Origin of the sequence: Campylobacter iguaniorum (assembly GCF_000736415.1) — a bacterium.
Taxonomy (GTDB): Bacteria; Campylobacterota; Campylobacteria; order Campylobacterales; family Campylobacteraceae; genus Campylobacter; species Campylobacter iguaniorum.
In genome coordinates, this window is record NZ_CP009043.1 from 542,107 (window position 1) to 567,716 (window position 25,610).

The window sequence follows — 25,610 nt, forward strand, 5'->3', positions numbered from 1 at the left end:
CTATCCTATAAACTCATAACCCATTCCCCAGACTGATTTTATAAATTTAGGGGATTTTGAGTCATCGAGAAGTTTGTTTCTGATATTGCTTATATGCATATCGATACTTCTGTCTTTTAGCTCTTTTTGCAAGGCTTGGTTGATAGTGGAGCGTGATAGGATTTTGCCTTTGTTATTTAGTAGAAGTGTTAGGATTTCGTACTCGATTTTGGTAAGATCAAGCTGGAATCCTTGATAAAATATCTTGCAAGCGTCTTCATTTATGCTAAACTCTCCTATTTGTTTGGCGGTTGCCTTTGGCATCGCCCTTTTTAAGATGGCGTTTATCCTCATTATCAGCTCTTTTGGCTCATAAGGTTTGGCTAGATAATCATCAGCCCCGCACTCATAAGCTAGAACTTTATCGCCTAAATTTCCTCTTGCGCTTGAGATAATGATAGGCACTTGGCTAAATTTTCTTATCCTTTTGCATACTTCAAAGCCGTCAAGTTTAGGCAACATCAAATCAAGTATTACAAGTGTAAATTCGCACTCTTCAAGCTCTTTTATGGCTGCTAACGGATCGCTAAAACTACTTACGCTAAACTCATAAATACGCAAATAATCCTTTAAAAGCTCTTGCATCTCAAGGTCATCTTCTATAAGCAAAATCTTACTCATCTTATGTTCCAATGCTCTAAATTTTTAGAGAGTTGCTTTCTTTGTTTTTTGTCTAAAACAGCGTGGATTTGAGCCAAAAGCTCAGCTTGAAGTGATAAAAGTGTCATCTCATAGTCTGTTTGAAGCTCGATAAATTTATCCTTGTCAAACTCGCTTTCTTCAAACAAATCCTCTTTTTCATCTTCGATATCGTCTTTTAACTCTCTAAGGTGCTTTAGCTTTTTTGAATAATTTTTTAGGATATTTTTAATCTCTTCTTGCTGATTTTGGCTCAAATCCAAAAATGATAAATCGTTGTTGTAGATATATTTGTGCTTGTATTTGTGGCCATCGCCAAACGCAAATGCAAACAGCATAAAAAATATGATAAAAATTCTCATTTGATGCTTTCAAATTTGATTAAGTCTTTTTGGATTATACCATTTTGGATGCCTTTATGACAAGCTTCGCAGTTTGCTTTGCTTTTGATACTTTTTTGCTCAAAAGTTTTGGCTGGGATTTTATCATGCTTTTTGATCCAATACGCATTTTGCGTGATAGCTATCTCATTTTTACTTGTTTTTGCGATTTTGGTTGATATTTTGGTACCTGTTTTATCAGCTGAGTTTCGCACTAAATATTTCAAAATCTCAGAGTTGCTCTCATCATCTATGCTTGCGTCATCTCCAAAGTGGTTTTCAAGATCACTCATCATAATCTCCCAAGATTTTGCAGTTAGCAAAAACGGTGGATAGATAAAGTGACAGCTTCCACATTCTTTGGCAAAAGTAGGGTTTTGCATAGCATAATCTACCATTTCATAATGGCTTTTAAGCAGCGGATTTTGTTTATAAAAGCTGAAAGATAAAGCGGTCAAAATCGCTCCTATCCAAATTATGCAAAATAGCTTTTGTGCTAAATTTGGCTTGATAGCTCCAGCGTTTAAAGTGCTTTTAAAGCCAGTTATAATAGCGTTTAAACTATCATTTTTAGCTATAAGCTTATCTACTAAAGCTCCACAAATATGCACCAAAATCACACCCAAAAGCAAATTTGCACTGATTTCATGGATATCTTTTACGAAGCTAAATTTAGAGTAGCTTTCGTATAAATTTGCAAACACGCCAGATTTTTCATCAATACCATAAACCATAAGTCCGCTAAGGCTGCAAACAACGCCAAGAGCTAGTATAATGATGATGGCTATACTGGAGGCTGGATTGTGTGATATATAGGCGGTTTTGTGGCTACTAAAAGAGCTAAAATATCTAAAAAGTCCCCTAAAATGAAAATCACTAAATTTAGAGTATTTCGTCCCAAATAATCCCCACAAAATCCTGCCAGCTACTGCCACGCCAAACATCACGCCCAAAACTGCGTGCATATAAAGCGAAAAATCCACGATAAGATAAGCCAGCCCAAAGCCCACTATCATGGCGATGTGGGCTAGTCTGCTAGCGAGTGGGTAGATGAGGGTTTTATTTTTCCCAGCGTCCATAGTTTGGTATCTCCACGTCTTTGTCTTTGAAGTAGGCTTTATCAGCACCCTTGTGGCAAGCCGCACATCTTGCTAAGCTTCCTACCTCTTTTTGCTCAATCATCCAAGGTTTGATATCTTTGTGCTTTTCTTTTAAGTATGGAATTTGCGTAAGTGATTTATACAAAACTCCTTTTTCAAGCGATTTTGTGATTTTAGCACTTCTTTTGTAATTCATAGCATTTTGGCTTGAGTTTGCTACTAAATATGCTAGAAGCTCTTTATTATCGCTTTCATCTATGCTAGCATCAGTGCCATAATGGTTTTCTAAAGAGCCCATGATGTATTCCCAAGACTGAGATGGAAGAAGTCCAGGCTGATAGCCAAAGTGACAGCTCGCGCACTCTTTGGTATAAAGGGCATTATCGACTGGTTTTAGGCTTGGAGCTTTTGCATACAAGCTAACTAAACTTACTAAAAGTATCATAAAAAATTTCATCATCTATCCTTATTTTGTCATTATGTAGTATAGGACATCGCCTTTTTCTTTGGCAGTGCCTTCGCGTAAAAACACATCTTTGAAGTTTCTTTTTAGCCATTTTTTCACATCTTTTACATTTGTGAGCCTTGAAGCATTTGCTTTAGGCGATAGTGGATCAAGAGTTTTGTTTGTGAAAACGTTTGTGCCATTTGTGCTTAGATCTGCGTTGTGGCAGCTTTGGCAAGAGAGTATTTGAGCGTCTTTGCCAGCGTTTTTGGTGAAGTAAATTTTCTCTCCTCTTAAAGCGTCAAAATCCTTGAAGCTTGCATCATCTTTTGAAGCCTGTACCTTTAGCTCGTTTATGTAGTTTTTCATATCTGGATTTAGCATCATTGCGTTTGCCACTCCAGCTACCAAACAAAGTGTTAAAACTGTTTTTTTCATCATTTCTCCTTTATGTTTGATGAAAATTATAACGTGGCTTTGTAAAATTGAAAAATAGCTTTTCTTGACAGAAAATTGACAAAATTTAATTGCATAAATTTATAATTATTTAAATTCTTTAGCAAGTTATTTTGGCTATTTTATAGAAATTTTAACTCTGTTTATATTGATATGTGCTATTATTTTATCGCTTATTTTAATATGGTAAAAATTAGAGTTTTACAAAATAAGTATCAAAAAATGATGCATTATGCGCTATAAAAGGAACAGCTTTATAATGAGTCCTGTATTAAATGAAAATTTAATTTATGAAATATTATCTATTGTGAGTGAAATCCCAGAAGGTTCTGTTTCTACATACGGTCAAATCGCAAAACTTATTGGTAGAGATAAAAACTCAAGGCTTGTTGGCAAAGTTTTAAGCATGTCTCAATTTTATGGAAAATACCCTTGTCACAGAGTTGTGAATTGCGCTGGAAGACTTGTCTTTGGTTGGAAGCAACAAAGAGAATTGCTGCAAGATGAGGGTATAGATCTAAAAGATAAAAACCATGTTAATTTAAAAAAGTACCTTTGGGATGTTTAAAAAAGGAGAATAAAAATGCTGGAAAAACAAAAAATAATGGCAGAAAAATTGCAGCAACTTCACAAAAATAATAAAATGTTTGTTATCCCAAATGCATGGGATGTCGCCAGTGCTTATATATTTGAGAAACAGCAATTCGCAGCTGTCGCAACAACAAGTGCAGGAATTGCATATTCTCTTGGTTATTGTGATGGTGAAAAAATCCCATTTGAAGATCTAGTTTATTTAACTAAAAAAATTTCTAGTAGAATCAATATTCCTCTATCAGTTGATTTTGAGTGTGGATATTCAGAAAATATTCAACTAGTCAAAGAAAATGCTAAAAAATTAGTCGAAGCAGGTGCTGTTGGATTTAACATTGAAGATGGATTATTAGATGGAACGTTGAGCTCTATTGAATTACAAGTTGCGAAAATTAAAGCTTTATGTGAATTAAAAAAAGAATTAGGTGTTGATTTTGTAATAAACGCAAGAACTTGTGCTTACTGGTTGAATATAGGCAGTGAAAAGACTAAGTTTAAAACCGCTGTTGAAAGATGTAGGGAATTTAAAAATGCAGGAGCAGATTGTACTTTTGTGCCAGGAGCTATAGATAAAGAAACCATAAAACAGCTTGTTCAAAATATTGATGTGCCATTAAATATTATTTTAAATTGTAAATTTAATGATTTTAAAGAACTTGATAAAATCGGAGTTAGAAGATTGAGCGTAGGTTCGGGTCCTGTTCGATATATTTATGGTAAAACTATTGAGCTTGCCCGCGATCTGTATAATGATAATCTAGAAGAAATTTTAAAGTGCGATTTTTCTTATGCTAAAGCAAATGAGTATTTTAAAGTATCAATGAAAGATAAATAGAAAAATATAATACAAGTATTGTATCAATTAACATTTGGTTTAATTATTAAAATTTTCTTTGATTTGACTTTCTTCGCTGGAATTTACTAAGATAAAATGGAGTAAAAATTTGTATATTTCATTTGAATGTTGCAAAAATTTCATTTCGATTTATATAAGCATTAATTCTATGTGCTTTTATTTCGTATAAATTTGAATAATATTTTTTTAGATTTGAATTATTATAATTAACAATATCGAGGGTATTTTTGAAGTTTGATTTTAGTATTTGTTGCAAATGTGTTGAATATTTTTAGCTTTCATTTTTACAAATTTTGTATTTGGTGGAGGTGTGCGGGATCGAACCGCAGTCCAAAAATAACAAACCCACAGCCTCTACATGCTTAGCAGAAGTGAAAGCTTCACTTAGTCACGCTCACTTCCCAAAGCGATCAACCAAGCTAAGACTAAACTTCGCTCCCAAGCTCGTCAAACTTGAAAACTACACTATCAAAGATTACTCGCTACGATTTTTAGATAGTATCAAAATCAAGCAAGGCTCAACTGAACTTACGCTACTTTAGCGTAAGCAGGAGCGAATTTAACGTTGTTTGCGTTTAATTTATTTGTAGGCTTTTTAAGCTTTGCCCAAAGCTGCATGCCACCGTGACCTCACTACTCCTGTCGAAGCCAAGTCACCCCCATAAGACTGGTGATTATACAAGAAATTTGGTTTATTGTCAAGAAAAAAGATTGCGTGGGATTTGTATGATTTTTGGGTTTAGGATATGGAAGTAAATTTCATCATTTTCTATATCTCTTCTGTAGATTTCCATCTGATCAGCGATGAGTAAAAGCCAGTCTATAAGCTCATTTGAAGCACTTTCGTATAGATTTTTTTTACTTCTGACTTCTTCTAATATATCTTCACATAAAGATGATAGCTTGATAATTGGATCAAGTTGCAAAAATCCAGAGGCTGATTTGATATTATGAAATATTCTAAAAAGCTCATCTATGTTGTTTTTAAATAGATCTTTTCTTGATAAATTTATAATGAGTGGATCGAGGGATTCCACCATAATCCCAAAATGGGTTAAAAAATCTCCAACTATATCAAGGTCATATTTTATCTCTAATTGTTCTAATAATCCCATATTCGTATTCCAAAATGTATTCAGATAAATTGTAGCAAATTTTGGGTAAAATCAAGCAAAAAATTAAAAAAATAAGGAAAAATTTTGAAAAAAATAACTATTGGCAACCTACAAGCCATGAAGGGCAAAGAAAAAATAGCTATGATAACAGCTTATGACGCTTTGTTTGCAAAGATTTTTGATGATGAGGTCGATATGATACTTGTCGGAGATAGCCTAAATATGAGCTTCAATGGCAAAAGTGAAACTATTGGAATCGGGCTTGAAGAGATGATTTATCACGCAAAAGCTGTAAAAGTAGGGTGCAAAAGAGCTTATTTGGTCGTCGATATGCCTTTTGGCTCGACTGTCACTCCACAAATTACGCTTGAAAGCGCAGTTAAAATTTATAAAGAGACAGGGTGCGACGCTGTCAAAATCGAAGGCGGGGCAAATATGGCCGAAACTATAAAGCTTTTAAGTCAAAATGGAATCGCAGTCATGGCTCACATCGGACTAAAGCCCCAAACTTCACGCGCGCTTGGTGGATATAAAATATCTGGCAGAGACGAAAATAGCGTAAATGAGCTTATAAATGACGCTCTAATTTTACAAGAAGCTGGAGCGGTGCTATTTCTCATCGAAGGCACTGTAAGCGAGGCTGCTGCTGAGGTGACAAAACGCCTTGGAGTGCCGACAATTGGTATCGGAAGTGGTGTGAGCTGCGATGGTCAAGTGCTTGTTTGGAGTGATGCTTTTGGATTTTTTGATGAGTTCCAACCTAAATTTGTCAAGAGATTTTTAAACGGAGCCGAGCTTATAAAAGGCGCTTTAAAAGAGTATGTAAATGAGGTCAAAACAAGCCAGTTCCCAAGTAGTGCGTATGAATATAAAAAATGAAAATATAGTCGATATTAGGCTTGCTAGCGAGTGGATGGAGTATGGCGTTTTGCCTGGATCTAAGCTCATCACTTATGAGATGGCAAGCGGGAAGCTCAACCCTATGTTTTTGCCCCTTATCGCTGGGAATTTCAAAAAAGATGATGAGATAGTTTTGATGTGCGAAACTGCCAAACGCTCAAAATCGGCTATGAAATTTTTGCAAGTAAATGGCTATACAAATGTCAAAGAGATCAAAGGCGGGGCTTATTATTTTGAGAAAATGGGTGCTAAATTTGAGCCATATCAAGCTTAAGGAAAAAAATTGGATAGGATAGTTGAGATAGAAAAAGTAAGCTTCGAGAGCGAATATGAGGTGACTTTACGACCTGGAAGCTTCGATGATTATATAGGTCAAGAAAAGATCAAATCAAATTTAAAAGTATTTATAGAAGCGGCAAAAAGGCGTGGCGAGTGCTTGGATCACGTGCTGTTTTATGGTCCTCCTGGTCTTGGTAAAACGACGCTAGCTCATATAATCGCCACTGAAATGAGCTCAAATATCAAGATAACTGCTGCTCCGATGATAGAAAAAAGTGGCGATCTTGCAGCGATTTTGACAAACCTTGAAGAGGGCGACGTGCTTTTTATCGATGAGATTCACCGCTTAAGCTCAGCTATTGAAGAGGTTTTGTACTCAGCTATGGAAGATTTCAGGCTTGATATCATCATCGGCTCTGGCCCAGCAGCTCAAACGATAAAGATAGACATACCTAAATTTACGCTCATTGGTGCGACCACAAGGGCTGGAATGATTTCAGCGCCACTTAGAGATAGGTTTGGTATGCAATTTCGCTTGCAGTTTTACACGCCTAGCGAGCTTGCTAAGATAGTTAGCATTGCTTCAAACAAGCTTGGCAAAAGCTGCCAAAAAGAAGCGAGCTTGGAAGTAGCAAAAAGAAGTCGTGGAACCCCACGTATCGCACTAAGACTACTTAAAAGGATTAGGGATTTTGCTGAAGTCAATGATGAGAGCGTGATAACAAAAAACCGCGCAAAAGAGGCTCTCGATAGCCTTGGGGTTAATGATCTTGGCTTTGATGAGATGGATATAAAATATCTTGATATTTTGGTTGATGCTAAAAATCGCCCACTTGGGCTTTCTACTATAGCAGCGGCTTTGAGTGAAGATGAAGGCACTATTGAAGACGTGATCGAGCCATATTTGCTAGCAAATGGATATATCCAAAGAACAGCAAAAGGCAGAACGCTAAGCCACAAAAGCTATGAGCTTTATGGTATTAAATTTACAGATGATAAAGGTCTTTTTGATGATTAATCCACAAAACAAACCACAAAAGACAAACCGCATATTTTTTGCTATGTTTGCGATTTTTGTTTTATGCTTGGTCGTGTTTTTGTTTAAGTCTTATATCCTTACTATCAGCATTGGTGTGCTTCTAGCAATTGCAACTGCGAGCGTGCAAAATTTGTTTTTGAATCTGAGCAATGGCAAAAAAATGCTAAGCGCTGCGATTACTACTGTATTTTTGTGCTGTGTATTTTTTATTCCATTTATGTATGCTATGGCTCAAGTGGTTAAATACATCTCAAATTTCGATATAAATAGCATAACTTCAAGCATTGATTATATAAAAAATTATGACATCAAATTGCCAGAAAGTTTTGAGTTTTTGGAGCCAAAAATCAAAGAAATTATAGGCAGTATCAACATCACGGCTATTGCGTCAAAGGTCTTGGTTTATGCAAGAGCAAGCCTTGAAAAAAGCGCTTCGTTTTTTATAGATATTAGCTTTATTGCTCTGTTTTTCTTTTTCTCACATCTTTATGGAAGCGAGCTTGCAAGCTATGTCAAAAAGATAACTCCAATGGCAAAAAGCGAGCTTGAGTTTATATTTTTAGAAGTGGCAAACACAATGAGCGTGGTGTTTTACTCGACTATCGCTAATATTTTGTTGCAAGGCTTTTTGTTTGCGATAATTTCTTGGTATTATGGATATGACGCGCTTTTATTTGGGATTTTGTTTGCTTTTGCTTCGCTTATCCCTATCGTTGGCGGAGCTTTAGTATATGTTCCACTTAGTATTTATCAGTTTAGTTTAGGGGACGCGAGTGGGGCTGTGGTGATTTTGGTTTATTCTATTTTGGTGATATCAACCTTGGCAGATAATTTCATCAAGCCTTTTATCATCAAAATCATCAATGAAAAACTCCTAAAAACTCCAGCCAAAATCAACGAGCTACTTATATTTTTTGCGATGATTGCTGGCATTACTAGTTTTGGATTTTGGGGGATTATACTTGGTCCTGCCATCATCACGCTGAGTGCTGCGACGCTCAAACTATACGCACTGCTAAAAGAAAGAGATATAGTGTGAGAGAGATTAAATTTGAAAATGGGGTTTTGGAGCTTGTTGGCGAGTTTGATTACAAGCTTAGCAAAGCTGAGATAAAATGTCTAAAATCTTTGAAGGCTGAGGCTTTAAACCTGCAAAGCTTATCAAAGATTGATTATAGTGTGGCTATATTTTTGGCTAAGACTTATGACTGCCCAAAGCTCATAAACTCAAATGCTAAATTTGATAAAATCTTTGAGCTAGTTAGCAATAAACCAATATTAGATATGAAAATACCAAATTTAAGCCAGTTAAATTTGATTGAGAGTTTGGGTAAAAGCTTTCTTGATATAAAGGTAAATTTAGTAAATTTTTGCGTATTTTTGGGTGAATTTTTATTTAATCTTATAAAAATAATTTTAAATCCTTTAAATTTGCGTTTTAAAGAGTTATCAAATCACTTTAAAGACGCTGGTATAAAGGCGGTTTTTATCGTCTGTTTGACTAGCTTTTTGATAGGAATTGTTCTAGCTTATCAAGGTGCTAGCATGCTTGAAAACTTTGGAGCTAGCATATTTGTAGTCGATATAATGGGTATCATGACTCTTCGTGAAGTCGGCCCGCTCATAGCTGCTATCGTCGTGGCTGGTAGGTCGGCTTCTAGCTACACAGCACAAATAGGCGTTATGAAAATCACCGAAGAGATAGATGCGATGAAGACTATGGGATTTGAGCCATTTAAATTTATAGTCGTGCCTAGAGTTTTGGCTCTGATTTTGGCGATGCCAGTGGTTGTGTTTTTGGCTAATGGTATAAGTTTGCTTGGTCAAATGCTGGTTTGTAATTGGTATTTGGATCTTAGTTTTATGGATTATATCGAGAGATTTAGAAGTAGCGTTGAGCTTAGACATTTTTGGGTTGGAGTACTCAAAGCTCCGTTTTTTGGGGCTGCGATCGGGCTGATTGGCTGCATGAGAGGATTTGAGGTAAGCGGAAGCACAAACAGTGTGGGCGACCTAACGACAAAAAGCGTTGTAAATGCGATATTTTGGATTATTGCATTAGACGCTGCGTTTTCTATCATATATACGGAGCTTGAAATTTGATAAAAGCTAGCAATATAACAACAGCTTATGGCTCAAGAATCATGCACGATAGTGTGAGCTTTAGTGTGAAAAAGGGCGAAATTTACGGCTTTTTGGGTGGAAGTGGAAGCGGCAAAACCACGCTTATGAAAACACTTATTTATCTCAAAGAGCCACTTGGTGGCGAGATTTTGTTTGATGGGCAAGACATTTGGAAAGCTAGTCAGAGCCAAAGAGCTAAAATCCGCCTTGAAATGGGCGTGATGTTTCAGTTTGGGGCTTTATACAGTGCTATGAATGTCCTTGAAAATATAGGCGTAATGCTTAGAGAATATAGCAATTATAGCCTAAAAGATATTGATGAAATCTCTAAAATGTGGCTTATAAAAGTAGGGCTGAAGCTAGAAGCGGCGACCCTTTATCCAAGTGAGCTAAGTGGTGGTATGAAAAAACGCGTGGCACTTGCTAGGGCTTTGGCGCTTAGTCCTAGGATTTTGTTTTTAGATGAGCCAAACTCTGGACTAGATCCACTCTCAGCTAGAGCGCTTGATAGGCTGGTTTGCGATCTTAGAGATAGTCTTGGCATAACAGTTGTCATGGTAACTCACGATATAGATAGCATTTTTGGGATACTTGATAGATTTTTGATAATAGATAATCACAAAATAGCTTATGAAGGGGATTTAAGAGGTGCTTTGGAGTACGAGCAAAATCCTTTAAGAGAGCTATTTGAAATGAGGAGCATGAATGGAAAGTAGAAGTTCATATTTTGTAGCGGGGCTATTTTTTTGTTTGACTTTGGGGCTATTAGTATTTTTCTTGCTTTATATGAATATAAATGGCAACAAAAGTGAAAACAGATATTATTATATAGAAACAAAAGAGCTTCCAAACGGAATCAAAAAAGACTCACAAGTGCGTTTTATAGGTGTTCCTGCTGGCTTTGTCAATGATATATATTTTAGCGATCCAAAAACTGCTACTATAGAGATAAAAATGAGTATCAAAAAAGATCTTCCGATCAAAAAAGATAGCCTAGCAGTCGTTGAAGTCCAAGGAATAAGCGGAATAGCATACATAAATATAGACAAAGGCTCAAACGAATCTGAGACGTTTAATGAAAACGAAAAAGCAGTTATCAAAATGGGTGAGGGTCTGCTTGCCAAAATAGGAAATAGCGCTATTAGCTTGTCTGAAAATATAGCACAAAGCATAGCAAGAATAGAGCTTTTACTTAGTAATGAAAATATAAACAACATCGCTTTAGCCCTAAACTCAATCAATAAATTTACAAGTACTTTGGCAAATGAGCAAAATTTAAACAACATAAACGGCACATTGAAAAATCTAAATTTGATATCAGATAATATATCTAAGCTAAATTTCGAGCCGTTAATCGGCAATATCAATAGCTTTTTGCTAGGAGCTCAAAAAAGCACTCAGACATTTGAAATATCGCAAGCCCAGCTACTAAAAAAACTACAAAGTGGTGAATACGACTTCAAAAGCGTGCTAAGCCCAACTTTGCAAAACACAAACGATACGCTTATGGAGCTTCAAAGCTTGATTTATGAGATAAAAAATACACTATTTAGACTAGAAGATAATCCTTATGAATTTTTCTTCAAAGACAGAAAAGGAGATGAAAAATGAGATATTTAAGTTTGCTTGTGATGGCATTTTTGATGAGTGGATGTATAGCAAAAGACGCTCCAAATATGAGATATTATGAGCTAAATGCTCTTCTTAGCTCTCAGCCAAGATGTGATAGAAGTGCGAATGTAGAGGTGTATGTAGAGCCTATAAAATCGCTAGATACTTTCCAAACTAGAGGGATTATTTATAAGCAAGATAATCAAATTTCATATCTTGATAACTCTAAATTTATAGCATATCCTAGCGTGATGATATATAAATCTTTGATTTCGTATTTGGATTTTAACTGTAAATTTAAGCCAGTTTTGTCAAAAAATGATGCAAAAGTGGTTTTGAAAATTTCACTGCTAAATCTTTATGCTAACAAAAATAGCGCAAATTTAGAGCTTTTTGTGAGCGTGATCCAAAATGATAAAACCATAGCAAATAAGCTATTTAGAATCAAAAAAGATATGATTAAATTTAGCGATGAAGATATAGCTCTAGCGATGAATCAAGCGATGAATGAGTTTTTTAAGGAGTTGCACGAGCTTTTAAAAGAGCTGGCTTAAGCACCAGTTCTTACTATAAGACTTTTTGGTAGATTGAAGCTTTCGATGATTTCTATCTCTTTTCGTCTCATCTCTCCGTCGTCATTTTCGTGGTCATAGCCAAGGACGTGAAGCAGACCATGGATAAAAAGAAGTGCGGTTTCATCGTCATTTGAGTGAGCATATTCACCAGCTTTTTCTTTTACGAGGTCTAAATTTATCACGATTGAGCCAATTGGGAAGTGCGGCACATACTCAAGTGGAAAGCTAAGAACGTCAGTTGTTTTATCAATATTTCTTTGAGCTTTGTTGATTTCGTGCATCTCTTTGCTGTCCACGAAAATCAGCTCAACTTCGGCTTTTGTGAGTGAGTCGGCTATTTCATCTAATATTTTTGGATAAATTTCATCACAAACTATCATCTTACATCCATTCTAAAACTTGTGTTATCTCTTTGGCGACAAAGAGTTTTAAGCTTGATTTTTCTACTGGTTTGCTTGGCGCGATTGCGTTTTTAAACTTTTGCATGCTGGCTTCTTTGAGTCTTGCGTCTAGATTAAATACATCTCTGATTTCACCATTTAAGCTAAGCTCGCCCACAAAAACGCTTTCTTTGCTGATTGGGCGATTGCGAAAGCTTGATATTATGGCTGCTACGACAGCTAGATCGCAAGCAGTTTCAGCTATTTTAACCCCGCCAGTTACGTTTATAAATACATCATAATGCCCAAGTGGGATTTCTAACTTTCGCTCAAGCAAGGCAAGTATCATATCAAGGCGGTTTTTGTCAAATCCAGTTGAGCTTCTTTTTGGGTAGCTACTTTCGCAAACCAAAGCTTGGATTTCGACTATCAAAGCTCTGCTTCCTTCCATCGTGACAGTTATGGCTGAGCCACTTACTGCATTTCCTCGTGTGAAAAATTTGCTTGTAGCGTCTTTTGCGCTGACAAGTCCAGTGGCATTCATCTCAAAAATCCCGACTTCGCTAGTCGAGCCAAAGCGGTTTTTAAATCCTCTTAAAATCCTAAGTTCTCTGCTGCTATCGCCCTCAAAATACAGCACGACATCGACCATATGCTCAAGTATTCTTGGGCCTGCGATTGAGCCTTCTTTTGTGATATGACCGATGATAAATATCGATATATCCTTGCTTTTAGCCAGTCTCATTAGCTCAAATGTTATCTCTCTTACTTGCGAGATTGAGCCTGGAGCTGAGGTGATGTTTGAGCTATAAAGCGTTTGGATTGAGTCGATGATGAGTGTTTTGTAGTTATTTTTATTTACTTCAGTAAGTATGGCGTCTAAATTTATCTCTGTTAAAAGGTATAAATTTTTATGGTTTGCATTTAGTCTATCGGCTCTCATTTTGATTTGTGAGTTGCTCTCTTCGCCGCTCACATACAAGACATTTTCGCCGTTTTTGGCTAAATTTGAGCCTATTTTAAGAAGCAAGGTTGATTTGCCAATCCCTGGACTGCCACCTATTAACACAAGTGAGCCATCGACTAATCCACCTCCAAGCACTAAATCAAGCTCGCTGTCGCCGGTGGTTCTTTTGGATATTTCTTCTATTTGGATATCTGTGATAGGCTTGGCTGCTGATGGAGAAGTGGTGGCTTTGGATATTTCTTTGATTACTTTGATTTGTTCGTTGCTAAGTTCTACAAAACTCTCCCAAGCCCCACACTGCGGGCATCTTCCCATCCATTTGCTTTGTTGATTTCCACAAGCTTCACACTCAAATACTGTTGCTTTTGCTTTTGCCATTTTTAGTCCAAATATATGGCATCGCAGATTGTTTTGACAAACTCGCTTGGGTCAAATTTAACCAAATCCTCCATGCCCTCTCCAACGCCAACAAAAAGTATCGGCAGCTCAAGCTCTCTTGCAATACCAAAAAGTGCACCGCCTTTGCTTGTGCCATCTAGCTTTGTGATGATAACTCCATCAATGCTCACTATATCGTGAAATGCTTTTGCTTGAGCTACACCTGCGTTTCCTTGCGTGCCATCAAGCACTAAGATTTTTTGATGTGGAGCAGAGTCCATAGCTTTGCCAGAAATTCTAACTATTTTTTCAAGCTCATTTGCTAGATTTTTTTGATTTTGTAAACGTCCAGCAGTATCTATGATGGCGTGGTCATAGCCTTTTGCAATGGCTGAGCTTATGGTATCAAAGGCAACTGCAGCTGGATCATGACCTTGGGCTGTTGCTACTATTGGGACATTTAGGCGAGTAGCCCAAGCTTTTAGCTGCTCAACTGCTCCAGCTCTAAATGTATCGCTTGCTCCTAAAATAACAGTTTTTCCATCTTTTTTATATAAATTTGCTAGTTTTGCTATGCTTGTTGTTTTTCCTGCGCCATTGACGCCTATTATCATCTGGACAAATGGTTTGGCTTCAGTCTTTTTGCTATCATATAAGAAATAAGTTTGCATAACTCTTGAAAGGTCGCTTCTATCTACATTATTGCTTGGTGGTAGATAGTATATGATCTCTTCAACAATCTCAAAAGGCACGTCGGCTTCTAAAAGTAGCTCTTCAAGGACATCTTTTGTGATTTTTTTGTCTTTTGGCTTGCTTGAAACGATCGAGCCGATAGTCTTTTCTAGCCCTTTTTTTAGAAAACTAAACATTATAAAAGTACCTTTTTTATATCAGATTCAAGCATCTCTTCAGGGACTATGCCTACATAATGCGTTGCGTATTTTCCGTCTGGATAGTATAAAACCATATATGGTATGCCGACCACGCCACCAAGGGCTTTTGCAAAGAAGAAGTTCTCTTCGCCGTAAGCTATATTGTAGTTGATGTTAAACATTTTTATAAACTCATCCATATCTTGAGTGCTTCTTTCTTCCATCAAAACGCCAACTACTCTTAGCTTATCGCTAAATTTGTTTTGCAAGCTTACTAAATGTGGTATTTCGGCTTTGCAAGGCGGGCACCAAGTAGTAAAAAATGAAAACAGCATAGCCTTATTATTATCTTCTACGCTAAAGCCATTTTGTGTTTTTTGCATTGATAGTTTGTCGCCGTTGTTTAGAGCTAGAGAAAATGATCTTGTATAATCATCACTCATAACTGATGTTTGATCTGTAGTTGCGTTTTCATCGTTTGTTTCATTTTTGCTACAACCATATACAAAAATCAGCAAAAATGCTATAATTAAGGTCTTTGATTTCATTTGTTTTCCTATGGATTAAATTCCAATATTATACATAAAGTTTATAAAATGGGTTTTAAATTTGATAAAAATAGCTATAGAATATATGCAAAGAACAGGCTTAAAACTATAGCCAGACTAAGAGCAAAATGTTATAGCTATAAGCTGCATAAGACTTTTTTAAATTTACTTGATGATCTAAAAGTCAAAAACATACTCATATTTACACCGCTTTTTTATGAGCCAGATTTCTTAAAGCTTAGGCCACGTTTAGCTAAGAAATATAATATACTTTTGCCTTTTATGGTAGATAAAAGTTTAAAAATGGTAAAATTAAGATTGCCTTTTAAAATATCTAAATTTAATGTTAGAGAGGCAAATGATTCAAACGCTTTTTTAAAACGTATTGATCTGGCTGTTATTCCTGTGATTGGGGTTGACGGAAGTATGGCTAGAATAGGACATGGAATGGGTTATTATGATAAATTTATATCAAATTTAGGCTATAGACCAAAGATACTCTTTGTCCAAATAGAAGATTTTTATATTAAAGAAAAAATTTGTGATTTGCATGATATTACATGTGATTTTTATATAACCCCAAAAAGAAATTATATAAGGGTAAATAATGATAGAGATTTTGATCGGCTTAGGAGCCGGAGTTGTAGGTGTTGGCGCAGGATACGTAGTCGCTAAGAAGATAAATGACGCAAACTATGATATATTCTTAGAGCAAGCAAAAGCTAAGGCAAAAGCCATAGAATTTGAGGCTGAAGGCATACTAAAAGATGCAAAAGTCAAGGTAAGCGAAGCTGAGTTTGAAGCCAAAAAAAGATATGACGAAAAGGGTACTCGTCTCCAAAAAGAGTATAACCAAAAATTTGATGATATAGCCAAAAAAGAGCAGGCTATACTAAACGAACAAGAAATTTTAAAAAATAGCAAAGATGAGCTTGAAAAGTCCAAAAATCAAGCAAAGGTTCTCTACGAAGAGGGGCTAAATTTAAAAGTTTCATACGAAGAAAAGCTTGGCGAAGCTCTTAAAGTTTTGGAGCGTTCAGCTGGTTTAACTCAAGATGAAGCAAGAGACGTTGTCCTTAGCAAAGTCGAAGAAAAAAGCAGAGCAGAGATAGCTCACATCGTAAGAAAATACGAAGAAGAAGCCAAAAAAGAAGCTAAAAAAAGAGTTAATTATATCTTAGCTCAAGCCACTAGCCGTTACGCTGGAGAATTTGCAGCTGAGCGTCTTATAAATGTCGTAAATATCAAAAACGATGAGCTAAAAGGTAGAATCATCGGTAAAGAGGGAAGAAATATAAAGACCCTTGAGATGGTTCTTGGCGTAGATATTATCATCGATGATACTCCAGGAGCTATAGTCTTATCTAGCTTCAATCTTTACCGCCGTGCCATTGCCACTAGAGTTATTGAGCGTCTTGTAGAAGATGGCAGAATCCAGCCAGCTCGCATAGAAGAGATACATAAGAAAGTCTGCGATGAGTTTGAAGCTAGCATACTTGAAGAGGGAGAAAATATACTAATAGATCTTGGCATAAATAAAGTTCATCCTGAGATTGTCAAGCTCATCGGTAAGCTTAAATTTAGAGCTAGCTATGGTCAAAATGCTCTTGCTCACAGTCTTGAAGTAGCTCATTTAGCAGGTATCATAGCAGCTGAAACTGGTGGAGATGAAAAACTAGCCAAAAGAGCTGGAATACTTCACGACATAGGTAAGGCTCTCACCCATGAATACGAAGGAAGCCACGTAGATCTTGGAGCCGAAATCTGCAAAAGATACAAAGAACATCCAGTTGTCATAAACGCGATTTATGCTCACCACGGACATGAGGAGATTGGCAGCGTGGAATGCGCCGCAGTTTGTGCCGCAGACGCTCTTTCAGCAGCGCGTCCAGGAGCTAGAAGAGAGGTTCTTGAGAGCTTCTTAAAAAGAGTTGAAGAGATCGAAGAAATAGCAACTAGCAAAGAAGGTATCAAACAAGCTTATGCTATAAATGCTGGTCGCGAGATAAGAGTCATAGCAAATGCAAAGCTTGTAAATGATGATGAAGCCGTACTTTTAGCTAAAGAAATCGCAGAAGAGATACAAGAGAAGATCCAATATCCAGGCGAAATAAAAGTAAATGTTATAAGAGAGCTTAGAGCTGTTGAATTTGCTAAATAGGAGATTTTGATGAGAAAGATTATATTGTCTTTGATGCTTTGTGTTGCATCTTTGTTTGGCAATGATGAGTTACTTTTAGATAGTGCAAACGCTTATCAGATGGTTTTAAGAGCAAATGATGGCATTCCAGCTGCAAATTTGGTAGAAAAATCAAGTGCGATAATAATCTTTCCAAGAGTTGTAAAGGCTGGATTTATACTTGGTGGCATCGTGGGAAAAGGAACTATGCTAGTCAAAAATGGTGATTCTTGGCATCCAAAAGGAGTCAAGATCGGTGGTGGAAGCATAGGCTTGCAAGCTGGATATGAAGATAGCTATCTTGTTTTGTATATCTTAAAAAGCAGTATAGTCAAAGACATAGAAGATGCTAAATTTACATTTCAAGCAGATGCCTCTGTGAGCTTTGGAAGTATTGGAGCAAACACAGCAAAGATAAGCGATATCTCATTTTCAAAAGATATATATGCTTACTCAAACAACAGTGGATATTTTGCTGGAGCAAAGCTTGGCGGGACTGTTATAGGTGTAGATGAAAAGATTAAATTTGATGTAAACTCATACGGATTTAACTCATTAATCCAAGCTTTGAACTCAGCTAACTAAGGTTTTTGATGCAAGATATGTTAAGCTCATTATCCACTTACGGATATATTATTTTGTTTTTATACTCACTTGGTGGGGGAATGGTTGCGATCATCGCAGCTGGACTTCTAAGCTACGCTGGTAAGCTTGATCTTGCTACTTGTATGATTATAGCCGCAGTGGCAAATTTCATAGGCGATATGATACTGTTTTATATGGGAAGATACAACAAAAACGCTATTTTGCCATACTTTAAATCTCACAAAAGAAAACTAGCTTTAGCTCAAATTTTATTTAAAAAACACGGTGATAAGATCATTTTTATAAAAAAATATATTTACGGCTTAAAAACTTTAGTTCCCCTAGCCATCGGACTTACTAAATATGATATAAAAAAATTTACTATCATAAACGCTATTTGCTCTGTGATTTGGTCTTTGTCTTTAGGAATTGCTAGCTATCAAGCTGGTGATTTGCTCCAAAAAGCAGCTAGTTTTTTTGGTGATAGTCCGTATATAATTCCTTTGATGCTGCTTTGTTTACTTGGAATTATATGGTTGTATTTTAGTTTTGCTACAAAAAAGAGAGTTAGATAATGAAAAAAGTATTGATTGCCTTAAATTTAGTGATATTTTTGTTTGTTGCTTCTTGGGCTGGGGCTGCGTATTTGATAAATAAAAGCCATAAAGATTTGGCGGATAGATTTAAGACTAGCGATGATATAAGTGTAAGCGATGCTAAGCATTTTAGTGGTCTATTTGATGTCACTTCAAGCTTGGAGCTTAAGGTGAATATGCCGATCGTTGGTTTGCTTTTTGAGACATCAAGTCCTATGATCGTGAGATTAAATTTGCAAAGTGATTACTCTCCTATATCATTATTATTAAAAAACAATACTACAGGAAGCCTTGAAGTTCTAAACTCTCCATATAAAGATATACTAAACGAGCTATTTTCTACATCAAAACCGCTTGAATTTAGCCTTAAATCAAATATCTTAAAAAATGGAAGTATGATATTTAAGCTTTTGCCTTTAAATTTAGAAGATGAAAATTTGGCAATAAATCTTAGCAATAGCAGCATAAAGGTCGTATTTGAAAAAGAAAATATAAAAGAGATAGAGTTCGCATTGCCAGATGCTATTGTTTCAAGCAATAATGATATCATTGATCTTTCAAATTTAAAATACAGCATAAAATTACCAGATAACACAACAATAAATGATTTAGAAAAAAATATTTTATATGCAAATGAGTCATATTTTGGGTTGGATTCTATCAAAATCTCCACGATACTTGGCAAGATAGATATAAACAAATTAAGTCTAAAAGCGACAACTGCAATACAAAATGCAAAAGCTATTTTAAGCTCAGATCTTGACACTGCGTCTTTGGATATATTTGGAGTTAAATTTAATGATATAAATTTAAAAGCAGACATATTAAATTTAGATAAAGAATTATACGAAAAAGCTATGAACGATATAAGTGGTTCTGATTTTGTATCATTTGAGCAAAATATATTAAAATTATTAAAAGCAATGCCTAAACTAGAAGTTTCAAATCTTAGCTTCAAAAATGATAAGAACAATAGTCTGAAATTAAATTATTCTGTAAGCATAGATGAAGATATTAAATATATAGATAGTTTAGACAGCATAGAACAATATGTAAGCATAGCAGGAAATTTGAAAGTCAAAGATAGGGTGTCAAATTTGTTTTATTGGATACCAAATGTAAAAACATACGAAGATAGATTTATCGAAGATGGGATATTGATAAATAAAGATGGCAAACTAACGACAAGCTTCAAACTAAGCGAAGATAAAAATGATATTATATTTAATGATAATAAATCATTAAATGGATTTATATCAAATTTCTGATTTTATGTTAAAGTTGTGAACTGCAACTTTAATACTTTATATATAAATGCGACGCTATATTTGTTTTAGGATAAATAACACAGCGCCGCTTTACCTTTTCATGCTTATATTCTAATCAAATCCCCCAAACCCACCCCTATTTTGCATAAAAATATAGAAATTTAATCGATTTCCCCAACTTTTCTCAATTTCCCCAATTCTTTAAGCTATATTTAAGTATGTCTCTTGTATAATTCCAGCTCACGAAATGAGAAAGACCTTCTATCTTCTTCTAGATATTAGAAATCACTTCACTTTTCGATGTTTTTTAAAATTATAAATGTTAAACTATTTTTTATAGTCAATCTTTGAAATCTAAACAAGTGATCGATTGAGCCAGAACTACTTTTTAAAGTAAGTTCTATAGTATAAAAATAATTATATTATCTTTATACTTATTAATATATAAAACTTAAAAGTTTTTAGATTAAAAACTTCATAATAAATTTGGGTTTATCCCAAATTTATGCTGACTTTTCATCTGCAAGATAAAAAGTCTTTTGCATAAATTTTATGGAGAGTTTGATCCTGGCTCAGAGTGAACGCTGGCGGCGTGCCTAATACATGCAAGTCGAACGGAGATTTAAGAAAGCTTGCTTTTTTAAATCTTAGTGGCGCACGGGTGAGTAATGTATAGTTAATCTGCCCTACACTGGAGGACAACAGTTAGAAATGACTGCTAATACTCCATACTCCTTCTTAACATAAGTTAAGTCGGGAAAGTTTTTCGGTGTAGGATGAGACTATATTGTATCAGCTAGTTGGTGAGGTAATGGCTCACCAAGGCTTTGACGCATAACTGGTCTGAGAGGATGATCAGTCACACTGGAACTGAGACACGGTCCAGACTCCTACGGGAGGCAGCAGTAGGGAATATTGCTCAATGGGGGAAACCCTGAAGCAGCAACGCCGCGTGGAGGATGACACTTTTCGGAGCGTAAACTCCTTTTCTACAAGAAGAACCATGACGGTATTGTAGGAATAAGCACCGGCTAACTCCGTGCCAGCAGCCGCGGTAATACGGAGGGTGCAAGCGTTACTCGGAATCACTGGGCGTAAAGGACGCGTAGGCGGATTATCAAGTCTTTTGTGAAATCTAACAGCTTAACTGTTAAACTGCTTGAGAAACTGATAATCTAGAGTGAGGGAGAGGCAGATGGAATTGGTGGTGTAGGGGTAAAATCCGTAGAGATCACCAGGAATACCCATTGCGAAGGCGATCTGCTGGAACTCAACTGACGCTAATGCGTGAAAGCGTGGGGAGCAAACAGGATTAGATACCCTGGTAGTCCACGCCCTAAACGATGTATACTAGTTGTTGCTGTGCTAGTCACGGCAGTAATGCACCTAACGGATTAAGTATACCGCCTGGGGAGTACGGTCGCAAGATTAAAACTCAAAGGAATAGACGGGGACCCGCACAAGCGGTGGAGCATGTGGTTTAATTCGAAGATACGCGAAGAACCTTACCTGGGCTTGATATCCTAAGAACCTTGTAGAGATATGAGGGTGCTAGCTTGCTAGAACTTAGAGACAGGTGCTGCACGGCTGTCGTCAGCTCGTGTCGTGAGATGTTGGGTTAAGTCCCGCAACGAGCGCAACCCACGTATTTAGTTGCTAACAGTTCGGCTGAGCACTCTAAATAGACTGCCTTCGTAAGGAGGAGGAAGGTGTGGACGACGTCAAGTCATCATGGCCCTTATGCCCAGGGCGACACACGTGCTACAATGGCATATACAATGAGATGCAATATCGCGAGATGGAGCAAATCTATAAAATATGTCCCAGTTCGGATTGCTCTCTGCAACTCGAGAGCATGAAGCCGGAATCGCTAGTAATCGTAGATCAGCCATGCTACGGTGAATACGTTCCCGGGTCTTGTACTCACCGCCCGTCACACCATGGGAGTTGATTTCACTCGAAGCCCGAATGCTAAACTAGCTACGGTCCACAGTGGAATCAGCGACTGGGGTGAAGTCGTAACAAGGTAACCGTAGGAGAACCTGCGGTTGGATCACCTCCTTTCTAGAGTACATACTAGTAAGTCTCACAACTGCTAGTTAAGAAAGAGGTCTCAATCACACTTGTTTAGGTTTGAGAGATTGACAGTTTACATTTTATATAAAGGGCCTATAGCTCAGCTGGTTAGAGTGCACCCCTGATAAGGGTGAGGTCACAAGTTCAAGTCTTGTTAGGCCCACCATTAAGTCTAATTTAAGAACTAACATTAGTTTTTAAATTAGACTTTTGTCTAAAGTTATTTAAATTATCATTGTTAAAAGTCACAATCAAGTTTTAATAAATAAAACAATTTTACAGGACTTGTTAGAGCTTTAAATATAGACTAGTTTAGCAAATAGTTAATTAAACAATCTGTTATCCCAATAACTAAAATATTAACTATCAAGTTTAACATCACAATCTATTAAGTTTTAAAACTTACTTAGTAGTAGTTAATGCTTTCCGTCTTATAGTATATATTTAAATATTGTAAAATATAAATTATCAAATTTATTTTTTATCTTTAACAAGGAAGTGATGCAAATTAGAATAATAATCTAAACAAAAATATAAAAACTTCTCAATTCCGAAATACCAAATTTAGTATTAAGTTTGTCTTTATGGAAAATGAACACAATATTTATATTGTGTTGTGCTTTAGGTGGGTTGAGGGAGTGCTTGCACTTCCCATCGGAACAAGAGCTTTGCTCTTGTGAGAAGACTAAAAAAGGTAAGCTACTAAGAGCAAATGGTGGATGCCTTGGCTAGTAGAGGCGATGAAAGACGTGCCAGGCTGCGATAAGTCTCGGGGAGCCGTCAAGGGGCTTTGATCCGGGAATTTCTGAATGGGGCAACCCAGTTAATAGTGATATTAACTACTGTATTTACAGAGCTAACGTGGGGAATTGAAACATCTTAGTACCCACAGGAAGAGAAATCAAAAGAGATTACGCTAGTAGCGGCGAGCGAACGCGTAAGAGGGCAAACCGTTAGTTTACTAACGGGGTTGTAGGACTGCAACATAGACTTAAACAAACTAATAGAATAACCTGGAAAGGTTAGCCATAGTGGGTGATAGCCCCGTATATGAAAGTGCGTTTATACTTAGCAGTATCCTGAGTAGGGCGGGACACGTGAAATCCTGTCTGAAGCTGGGGAGACCACTCTCCAACCCTAAATACTACTACTAGACCGATAGTGCACAAGTACCGTGAGGGAAAGGTGAAAAGAACTGAGGTGATCAGAGTGAAATAGAACCTGAAACCATTTGCTTACAATCATTCAGAGCACGATTCTTTATGACGTGTGATGGACTGCCTTTTGCATAATGAGCCTGCGAGTTGTGGTGTCTGGCGAGGTTAAGGAAACCCGGAGCCGTAGCGAAAGCGAGTCTTAATAGGGCGTATAGTCAGATGCTGCAGACCCGAAACGATGTGATCTATCCATGAGCAGGTTGAAACTGGTGTAAGAGCCAGTGGAGGACCGAACAGACGGCCGTTGAAAAGGCTCCTGATGACTTGTGGATAGGGGTGAAAGGCCAATCAAACATCGTGATAGCTGGTTCTCTCCGAAATATATTTAGGTATAGCGTTGTGTCGTAATTATAAGGGGTAGAGCACTGAATGGGCTAGGGCATATACCAATGTACCAAACCCTATCAAACTCCGAATACTTATAATGTAATCACAGCAGTCAGGCGGCGAGTGATAAAATCCGTCGTCAAGAGGGGAACAACCCAGACTAACAGCTAAGGTCCCTAAATCTCATTTAAGTGGAAAACGATGTGGAGTTACTTAAACAACCAGGAGGTTGGCTTAGAAGCAGCCATCCTTTAAAGAAAGCGTAATAGCTCACTGGTCTAGTGATTCTGCGCGGAAAATATAACGGGGCTAAAATGAGTACCGAAGCTTTAGACTTAGTTTTTAACTAAGTGGTAGGAGAGCGTTCTATTCAGCGTTGAAGGTATACCGGTAAGGAGTGCTGGAGCGGATAGAAGTGAGCATGCAGGCATGAGTAGCGATAATCTAGGTGAGAATCCTAGACGCCGAAAACCCAAGGTTTCCTACGCGATGCTCGTCATCGTAGGGTTAGTCGGGTCCTAAGCAAAGTCCGAAAGGGGTATGCGATGGAAAATTGGTTAATATTCCAATACCAATTATTATGTGCGATGGAAGGACGCTTAAAGTTAGTGGAGCTAGCGGATGGAAGTGCTAGTCTAAGGGCGTAGGTTGAGTTATAGGCAAATCCGTAACTCTTTATCCGAGACCTCAAAGGCTCACGACGCTCTTCGGAGTTGAATGAGAATCCATGATACTATCGAGCCAAGAAAAGTTTCTAAGTTTAGTAATAATTGCCCGTACCGTAAACCGACACAGGTGGGTGGGATGAGTATTCTAAGGCGCGTGGAAGAACTCTCTTTAAGGAACTCTGCAAAATAGCACCGTATCTTCGGTATAAGGTGTGCCTAACTTTGTTAGTAGATTTACTCTACAAAGCAAAGAAGGTTACAACAAAGAGTCCCTCCCGACTGTTTACCATAAACACAGCACTCTGCTAACACGTAAGTGGATGTATAGGGTGTGACGCCTGCCCGGTGCTCGAAGGTTAATTGATGATGTTAGCTCTGCGAAGCATTTGATCGAAGCCCGAGTAAACGGCGGCCGTAACTATAACGGTCCTAAGGTAGCGAAATTCCTTGTCGGTTAAATACCGACCTGCATGAATGGCGTAACGAGATGGGAGCTGTCTCAAAGAGAGATCCAGTGAAATTGTAGTGGAGGTGAAAATTCCTCCTACCCGCGGCAAGACGGAAAGACCCCGTGGACCTTTACTACAGCTTGACACTGCTACTTGGATAAAGATGCGCAGGATAGGTGGGAGGCTTTGATCTATAGACCCTGGTTTATAGTGAGCCATTGTTGAGATACCACTCTTCTTTATTCGGGTAGCTAACTAGCCTAAGTTATCCTTAGGTAGGACAATGTCTGGTGGGTAGTTTGACTGGGGCGGTCGCCTCCCAAAATGTAACGGAGGCTTACAAAGGTTGGCTCAGAACGGTTGGAAATCGTTCGTAGAGTATAAAGGCATAAGCCAGCTTAACTGCAAGACATACACGTCAAGCAGAGACGAAAGTCGGTCTTAGTGATCCGGTGGTTCTGTGTGGAAGGGCCATCGCTCAAAGGATAAAAGGTACCCCGGGGATAACAGGCTGATCTCCCCCAAGAGCTCACATCGACGGGGAGGTTTGGCACCTCGATGTCGGCTCATCGCATCCTGGGGCTGGAGCAGGTCCCAAGGGTATGGCTGTTCGCCATTTAAAGCGGTACGCGAGCTGGGTTCAGAACGTCGTGAGACAGTTCGGTCCCTATCTGCCGTGGGCGTAAGAAGATTGAGGAGAGTTGACCCTAGTACGAGAGGACCGGGTCGAACTGGCCACTGGTGTACCAGTTGTTCTGCCAAGAGCATCGCTGGGTAGCTAAGCCGGGATGTGATAAGAGCTGAAAGCATCTAAGCTCGAAGCCAACTCCAAGATGAATCTTCTTTTAAGAGCTCTAGTAGACTACTAGTTTGATAGGCTGGGTGTGTAATGGATGAAAGTCCTTTAGCTGACCAGTACTAATAGCTCGTTTGCTTATCTTTATATAAGCA

25 protein-coding genes, 1 tRNA gene, 2 rRNA genes and 1 other RNA gene are annotated in these 25,610 nt (G+C 37.5%); 18 read left to right on the top strand and 11 right to left on the bottom strand.

The genetic code is table 11. The features are described 5' to 3' along the window. The 5 genes from CIG1485E_RS02780 to CIG1485E_RS02800 are packed head-to-tail and all read right to left on the bottom strand — an operon-like array spanning nt 1 to nt 3,041. Nucleotides 1–660: a response regulator transcription factor gene (locus tag CIG1485E_RS02780; protein WP_038453474.1), complete on the bottom strand. Its 660-nt coding sequence runs from the start codon at nt 658–660 to the stop codon at nt 1–3. Then, on the bottom strand, nt 657–1,040 hold the full coding sequence (locus CIG1485E_RS02785; protein WP_038453476.1) for a Spy/CpxP family protein refolding chaperone: 384 nt from the start codon (nt 1,038–1,040) through the stop codon (nt 657–659). The genes CIG1485E_RS02780 and CIG1485E_RS02785 overlap by 4 nt, the downstream gene beginning before the upstream one ends. Beyond that, nucleotides 1,037–2,137, bottom strand: a complete 1,101-nt coding sequence (locus CIG1485E_RS02790) for a cytochrome b/b6 domain-containing protein (protein WP_038453478.1) — start codon at nt 2,135–2,137, stop codon at nt 1,037–1,039. The genes CIG1485E_RS02785 and CIG1485E_RS02790 overlap by 4 nt, the downstream gene beginning before the upstream one ends. Beyond that, nucleotides 2,118–2,615, bottom strand: a complete 498-nt coding sequence (locus CIG1485E_RS02795; RefSeq protein ID WP_038453480.1) for a diheme cytochrome c — start codon at nt 2,613–2,615, stop codon at nt 2,118–2,120. The genes CIG1485E_RS02790 and CIG1485E_RS02795 overlap by 20 nt, the downstream gene beginning before the upstream one ends. 9 nt (nt 2,616–2,624) lie before the next feature. Next, complete coding sequence (locus CIG1485E_RS02800; RefSeq protein WP_038453483.1) at nt 2,625–3,041, bottom strand: DUF1924 domain-containing protein; 417 nt, start codon at nt 3,039–3,041, stop codon at nt 2,625–2,627. 277 nt (nt 3,042–3,318) lie between these two features. Here CIG1485E_RS02800 and CIG1485E_RS02805 point away from each other — a divergent pair, with 277 nt between their 5' ends. Together CIG1485E_RS02805 and CIG1485E_RS02810 are read left to right on the top strand one after the other, a co-directional pair. Next, nucleotides 3,319–3,627 (top strand): MGMT family protein, encoded by a 309-nt coding sequence (locus CIG1485E_RS02805; protein WP_038453485.1) that lies wholly within the window; start codon nt 3,319–3,321, stop codon nt 3,625–3,627. 15 nt (nt 3,628–3,642) lie between these two features. Further along, nucleotides 3,643–4,485, top strand: a complete 843-nt coding sequence (locus tag CIG1485E_RS02810; protein ID WP_051870904.1) for an isocitrate lyase/PEP mutase family protein — start codon at nt 3,643–3,645, stop codon at nt 4,483–4,485. A 321-nt stretch (nt 4,486–4,806) separates the two neighbouring features. On the opposite strand, the gene ssrA is transcribed toward CIG1485E_RS02810, so the two are convergent. Next, nucleotides 4,807–5,167, bottom strand: a transfer-messenger RNA (tmRNA) gene (gene ssrA / locus CIG1485E_RS09285). A 37-nt stretch (nt 5,168–5,204) separates the two neighbouring features. Further along, entirely contained in the window at nt 5,205–5,621 is a 417-nt protein-coding gene (locus CIG1485E_RS02815) for an Hpt domain-containing protein (RefSeq protein ID WP_038453489.1), read from the bottom strand. Between the two features lie 84 nt (nt 5,622–5,705). On the opposite strand from CIG1485E_RS02815, the gene panB reads away from it, so the two are divergent. The 8 genes from panB to CIG1485E_RS02855 are packed head-to-tail and all read left to right on the top strand — an operon-like array spanning nt 5,706 to nt 12,128. Beyond that, nucleotides 5,706–6,500: a 3-methyl-2-oxobutanoate hydroxymethyltransferase gene (gene panB, locus CIG1485E_RS02820; protein WP_038453492.1), complete on the top strand. Its 795-nt coding sequence runs from the start codon at nt 5,706–5,708 to the stop codon at nt 6,498–6,500. After that, on the top strand, nt 6,484–6,795 hold the full coding sequence (locus CIG1485E_RS02825) for a rhodanese-like domain-containing protein (protein WP_038453495.1): 312 nt from the start codon (nt 6,484–6,486) through the stop codon (nt 6,793–6,795). Before panB ends, CIG1485E_RS02825 begins: the two co-directional genes overlap by 17 nt. 9 nt (nt 6,796–6,804) lie before the next feature. Continuing rightward, on the top strand, nt 6,805–7,818 hold the full coding sequence (ruvB, locus tag CIG1485E_RS02830; RefSeq protein WP_038453498.1) for a Holliday junction branch migration DNA helicase RuvB: 1,014 nt from the start codon (nt 6,805–6,807) through the stop codon (nt 7,816–7,818). Further along, nucleotides 7,811–8,878, top strand: coding sequence for an AI-2E family transporter (locus CIG1485E_RS02835; RefSeq protein ID WP_038453501.1), 1,068 nt, complete (start codon nt 7,811–7,813; stop codon nt 8,876–8,878). Before ruvB ends, CIG1485E_RS02835 begins: the two co-directional genes overlap by 8 nt. Next, nucleotides 8,875–9,942 (top strand): MlaE family ABC transporter permease, encoded by a 1,068-nt coding sequence (locus tag CIG1485E_RS02840; RefSeq protein WP_038453504.1) that lies wholly within the window; start codon nt 8,875–8,877, stop codon nt 9,940–9,942. Before CIG1485E_RS02835 ends, CIG1485E_RS02840 begins: the two co-directional genes overlap by 4 nt. A 41-nt stretch (nt 9,943–9,983) precedes the next feature. Beyond that, nucleotides 9,984–10,679 (top strand): ABC transporter ATP-binding protein, encoded by a 696-nt coding sequence (locus CIG1485E_RS02845; RefSeq protein ID WP_051870981.1) that lies wholly within the window; start codon nt 9,984–9,986, stop codon nt 10,677–10,679. Beyond that, nucleotides 10,669–11,574, top strand: coding sequence for an MlaD family protein (locus tag CIG1485E_RS02850; RefSeq protein WP_038453511.1), 906 nt, complete (start codon nt 10,669–10,671; stop codon nt 11,572–11,574). The genes CIG1485E_RS02845 and CIG1485E_RS02850 overlap by 11 nt, the downstream gene beginning before the upstream one ends. Next, nucleotides 11,571–12,128, top strand: coding sequence for an ABC-type transport auxiliary lipoprotein family protein (locus CIG1485E_RS02855; RefSeq protein WP_051870905.1), 558 nt, complete (start codon nt 11,571–11,573; stop codon nt 12,126–12,128). Before CIG1485E_RS02850 ends, CIG1485E_RS02855 begins: the two co-directional genes overlap by 4 nt. On the opposite strand, the gene ybeY is transcribed toward CIG1485E_RS02855, so the two are convergent. Genes ybeY through CIG1485E_RS02875 form a run of 4 tightly spaced genes read right to left on the bottom strand, consistent with a single transcriptional unit; the run spans nt 12,125 to nt 15,294 of the window. Then, nucleotides 12,125–12,529 (bottom strand): rRNA maturation RNase YbeY, encoded by a 405-nt coding sequence (gene ybeY, locus CIG1485E_RS02860; RefSeq protein ID WP_038453514.1) that lies wholly within the window; start codon nt 12,527–12,529, stop codon nt 12,125–12,127. The two genes, CIG1485E_RS02855 and ybeY, sit on opposite strands and share 4 nt — an antisense overlap. A gap of 1 nt (nt 12,530) precedes the next feature. Next, a complete protein-coding gene (gene radA / locus CIG1485E_RS02865; RefSeq protein WP_038453515.1) occupies nt 12,531–13,874 on the bottom strand; it encodes a DNA repair protein RadA in 1,344 nt (447 codons plus the stop codon). 2 nt (nt 13,875–13,876) lie between these two features. After that, a complete protein-coding gene (gene ftsY, locus CIG1485E_RS02870) occupies nt 13,877–14,743 on the bottom strand; it encodes a signal recognition particle-docking protein FtsY (RefSeq protein ID WP_038453518.1) in 867 nt (288 codons plus the stop codon). Then, the gene (locus CIG1485E_RS02875; protein WP_038453519.1) at nt 14,743–15,294 is read right to left on the bottom strand and encodes a TlpA family protein disulfide reductase; all 552 of its coding nucleotides are present in this window, start codon (nt 15,292–15,294) and stop codon (nt 14,743–14,745) included. The genes ftsY and CIG1485E_RS02875 overlap by 1 nt, the downstream gene beginning before the upstream one ends. Before the next feature lie 48 nt (nt 15,295–15,342). On the opposite strand from CIG1485E_RS02875, the gene CIG1485E_RS02880 reads away from it, so the two are divergent. The 8 genes from CIG1485E_RS02880 (at nt 15,343) to CIG1485E_RS02915 (ending at nt 25,601) form a co-directional block, all read left to right on the top strand. Continuing rightward, the gene (locus CIG1485E_RS02880) at nt 15,343–15,969 is read left to right on the top strand and encodes a 5-formyltetrahydrofolate cyclo-ligase (protein WP_038453521.1); all 627 of its coding nucleotides are present in this window, start codon (nt 15,343–15,345) and stop codon (nt 15,967–15,969) included. Continuing rightward, a complete protein-coding gene (gene rny / locus CIG1485E_RS02885; RefSeq protein WP_038453524.1) occupies nt 15,902–17,455 on the top strand; it encodes a ribonuclease Y in 1,554 nt (517 codons plus the stop codon). The genes CIG1485E_RS02880 and rny overlap by 68 nt, the downstream gene beginning before the upstream one ends. Nucleotides 17,456–17,464: 9 nt before the next feature. After that, nucleotides 17,465–18,058, top strand: a complete 594-nt coding sequence (locus CIG1485E_RS02890; protein ID WP_038453527.1) for a lipid-binding SYLF domain-containing protein — start codon at nt 17,465–17,467, stop codon at nt 18,056–18,058. Between the two features lie 8 nt (nt 18,059–18,066). Next, nucleotides 18,067–18,633, top strand: a complete 567-nt coding sequence (locus CIG1485E_RS02895; protein ID WP_038453530.1) for a DedA family protein — start codon at nt 18,067–18,069, stop codon at nt 18,631–18,633. Beyond that, nucleotides 18,633–19,922 carry a YdgA family protein gene (locus tag CIG1485E_RS02900; RefSeq protein ID WP_038453533.1) on the top strand — a complete coding sequence of 430 codons (1,290 nt, stop codon included), beginning with the start codon at nt 18,633–18,635 and terminating at the stop codon, nt 19,920–19,922. Before CIG1485E_RS02895 ends, CIG1485E_RS02900 begins: the two co-directional genes overlap by 1 nt. 549 nt (nt 19,923–20,471) lie before the next feature. Beyond that, nucleotides 20,472–21,986: ribosomal RNA gene (locus tag CIG1485E_RS02905) — 16S ribosomal RNA — on the top strand. Between the two features lie 101 nt (nt 21,987–22,087). Further along, a tRNA-Ile gene (locus CIG1485E_RS02910) sits at nt 22,088–22,164 on the top strand. A 526-nt stretch (nt 22,165–22,690) separates the two neighbouring features. Continuing rightward, nucleotides 22,691–25,601: ribosomal RNA gene (locus tag CIG1485E_RS02915) — 23S ribosomal RNA — on the top strand. Together the 16S and 23S rRNA genes with 1 tRNA gene alongside form the textbook arrangement of a ribosomal RNA operon. The last annotated feature ends 9 nt before the right edge of the window (nt 25,602–25,610 follow it).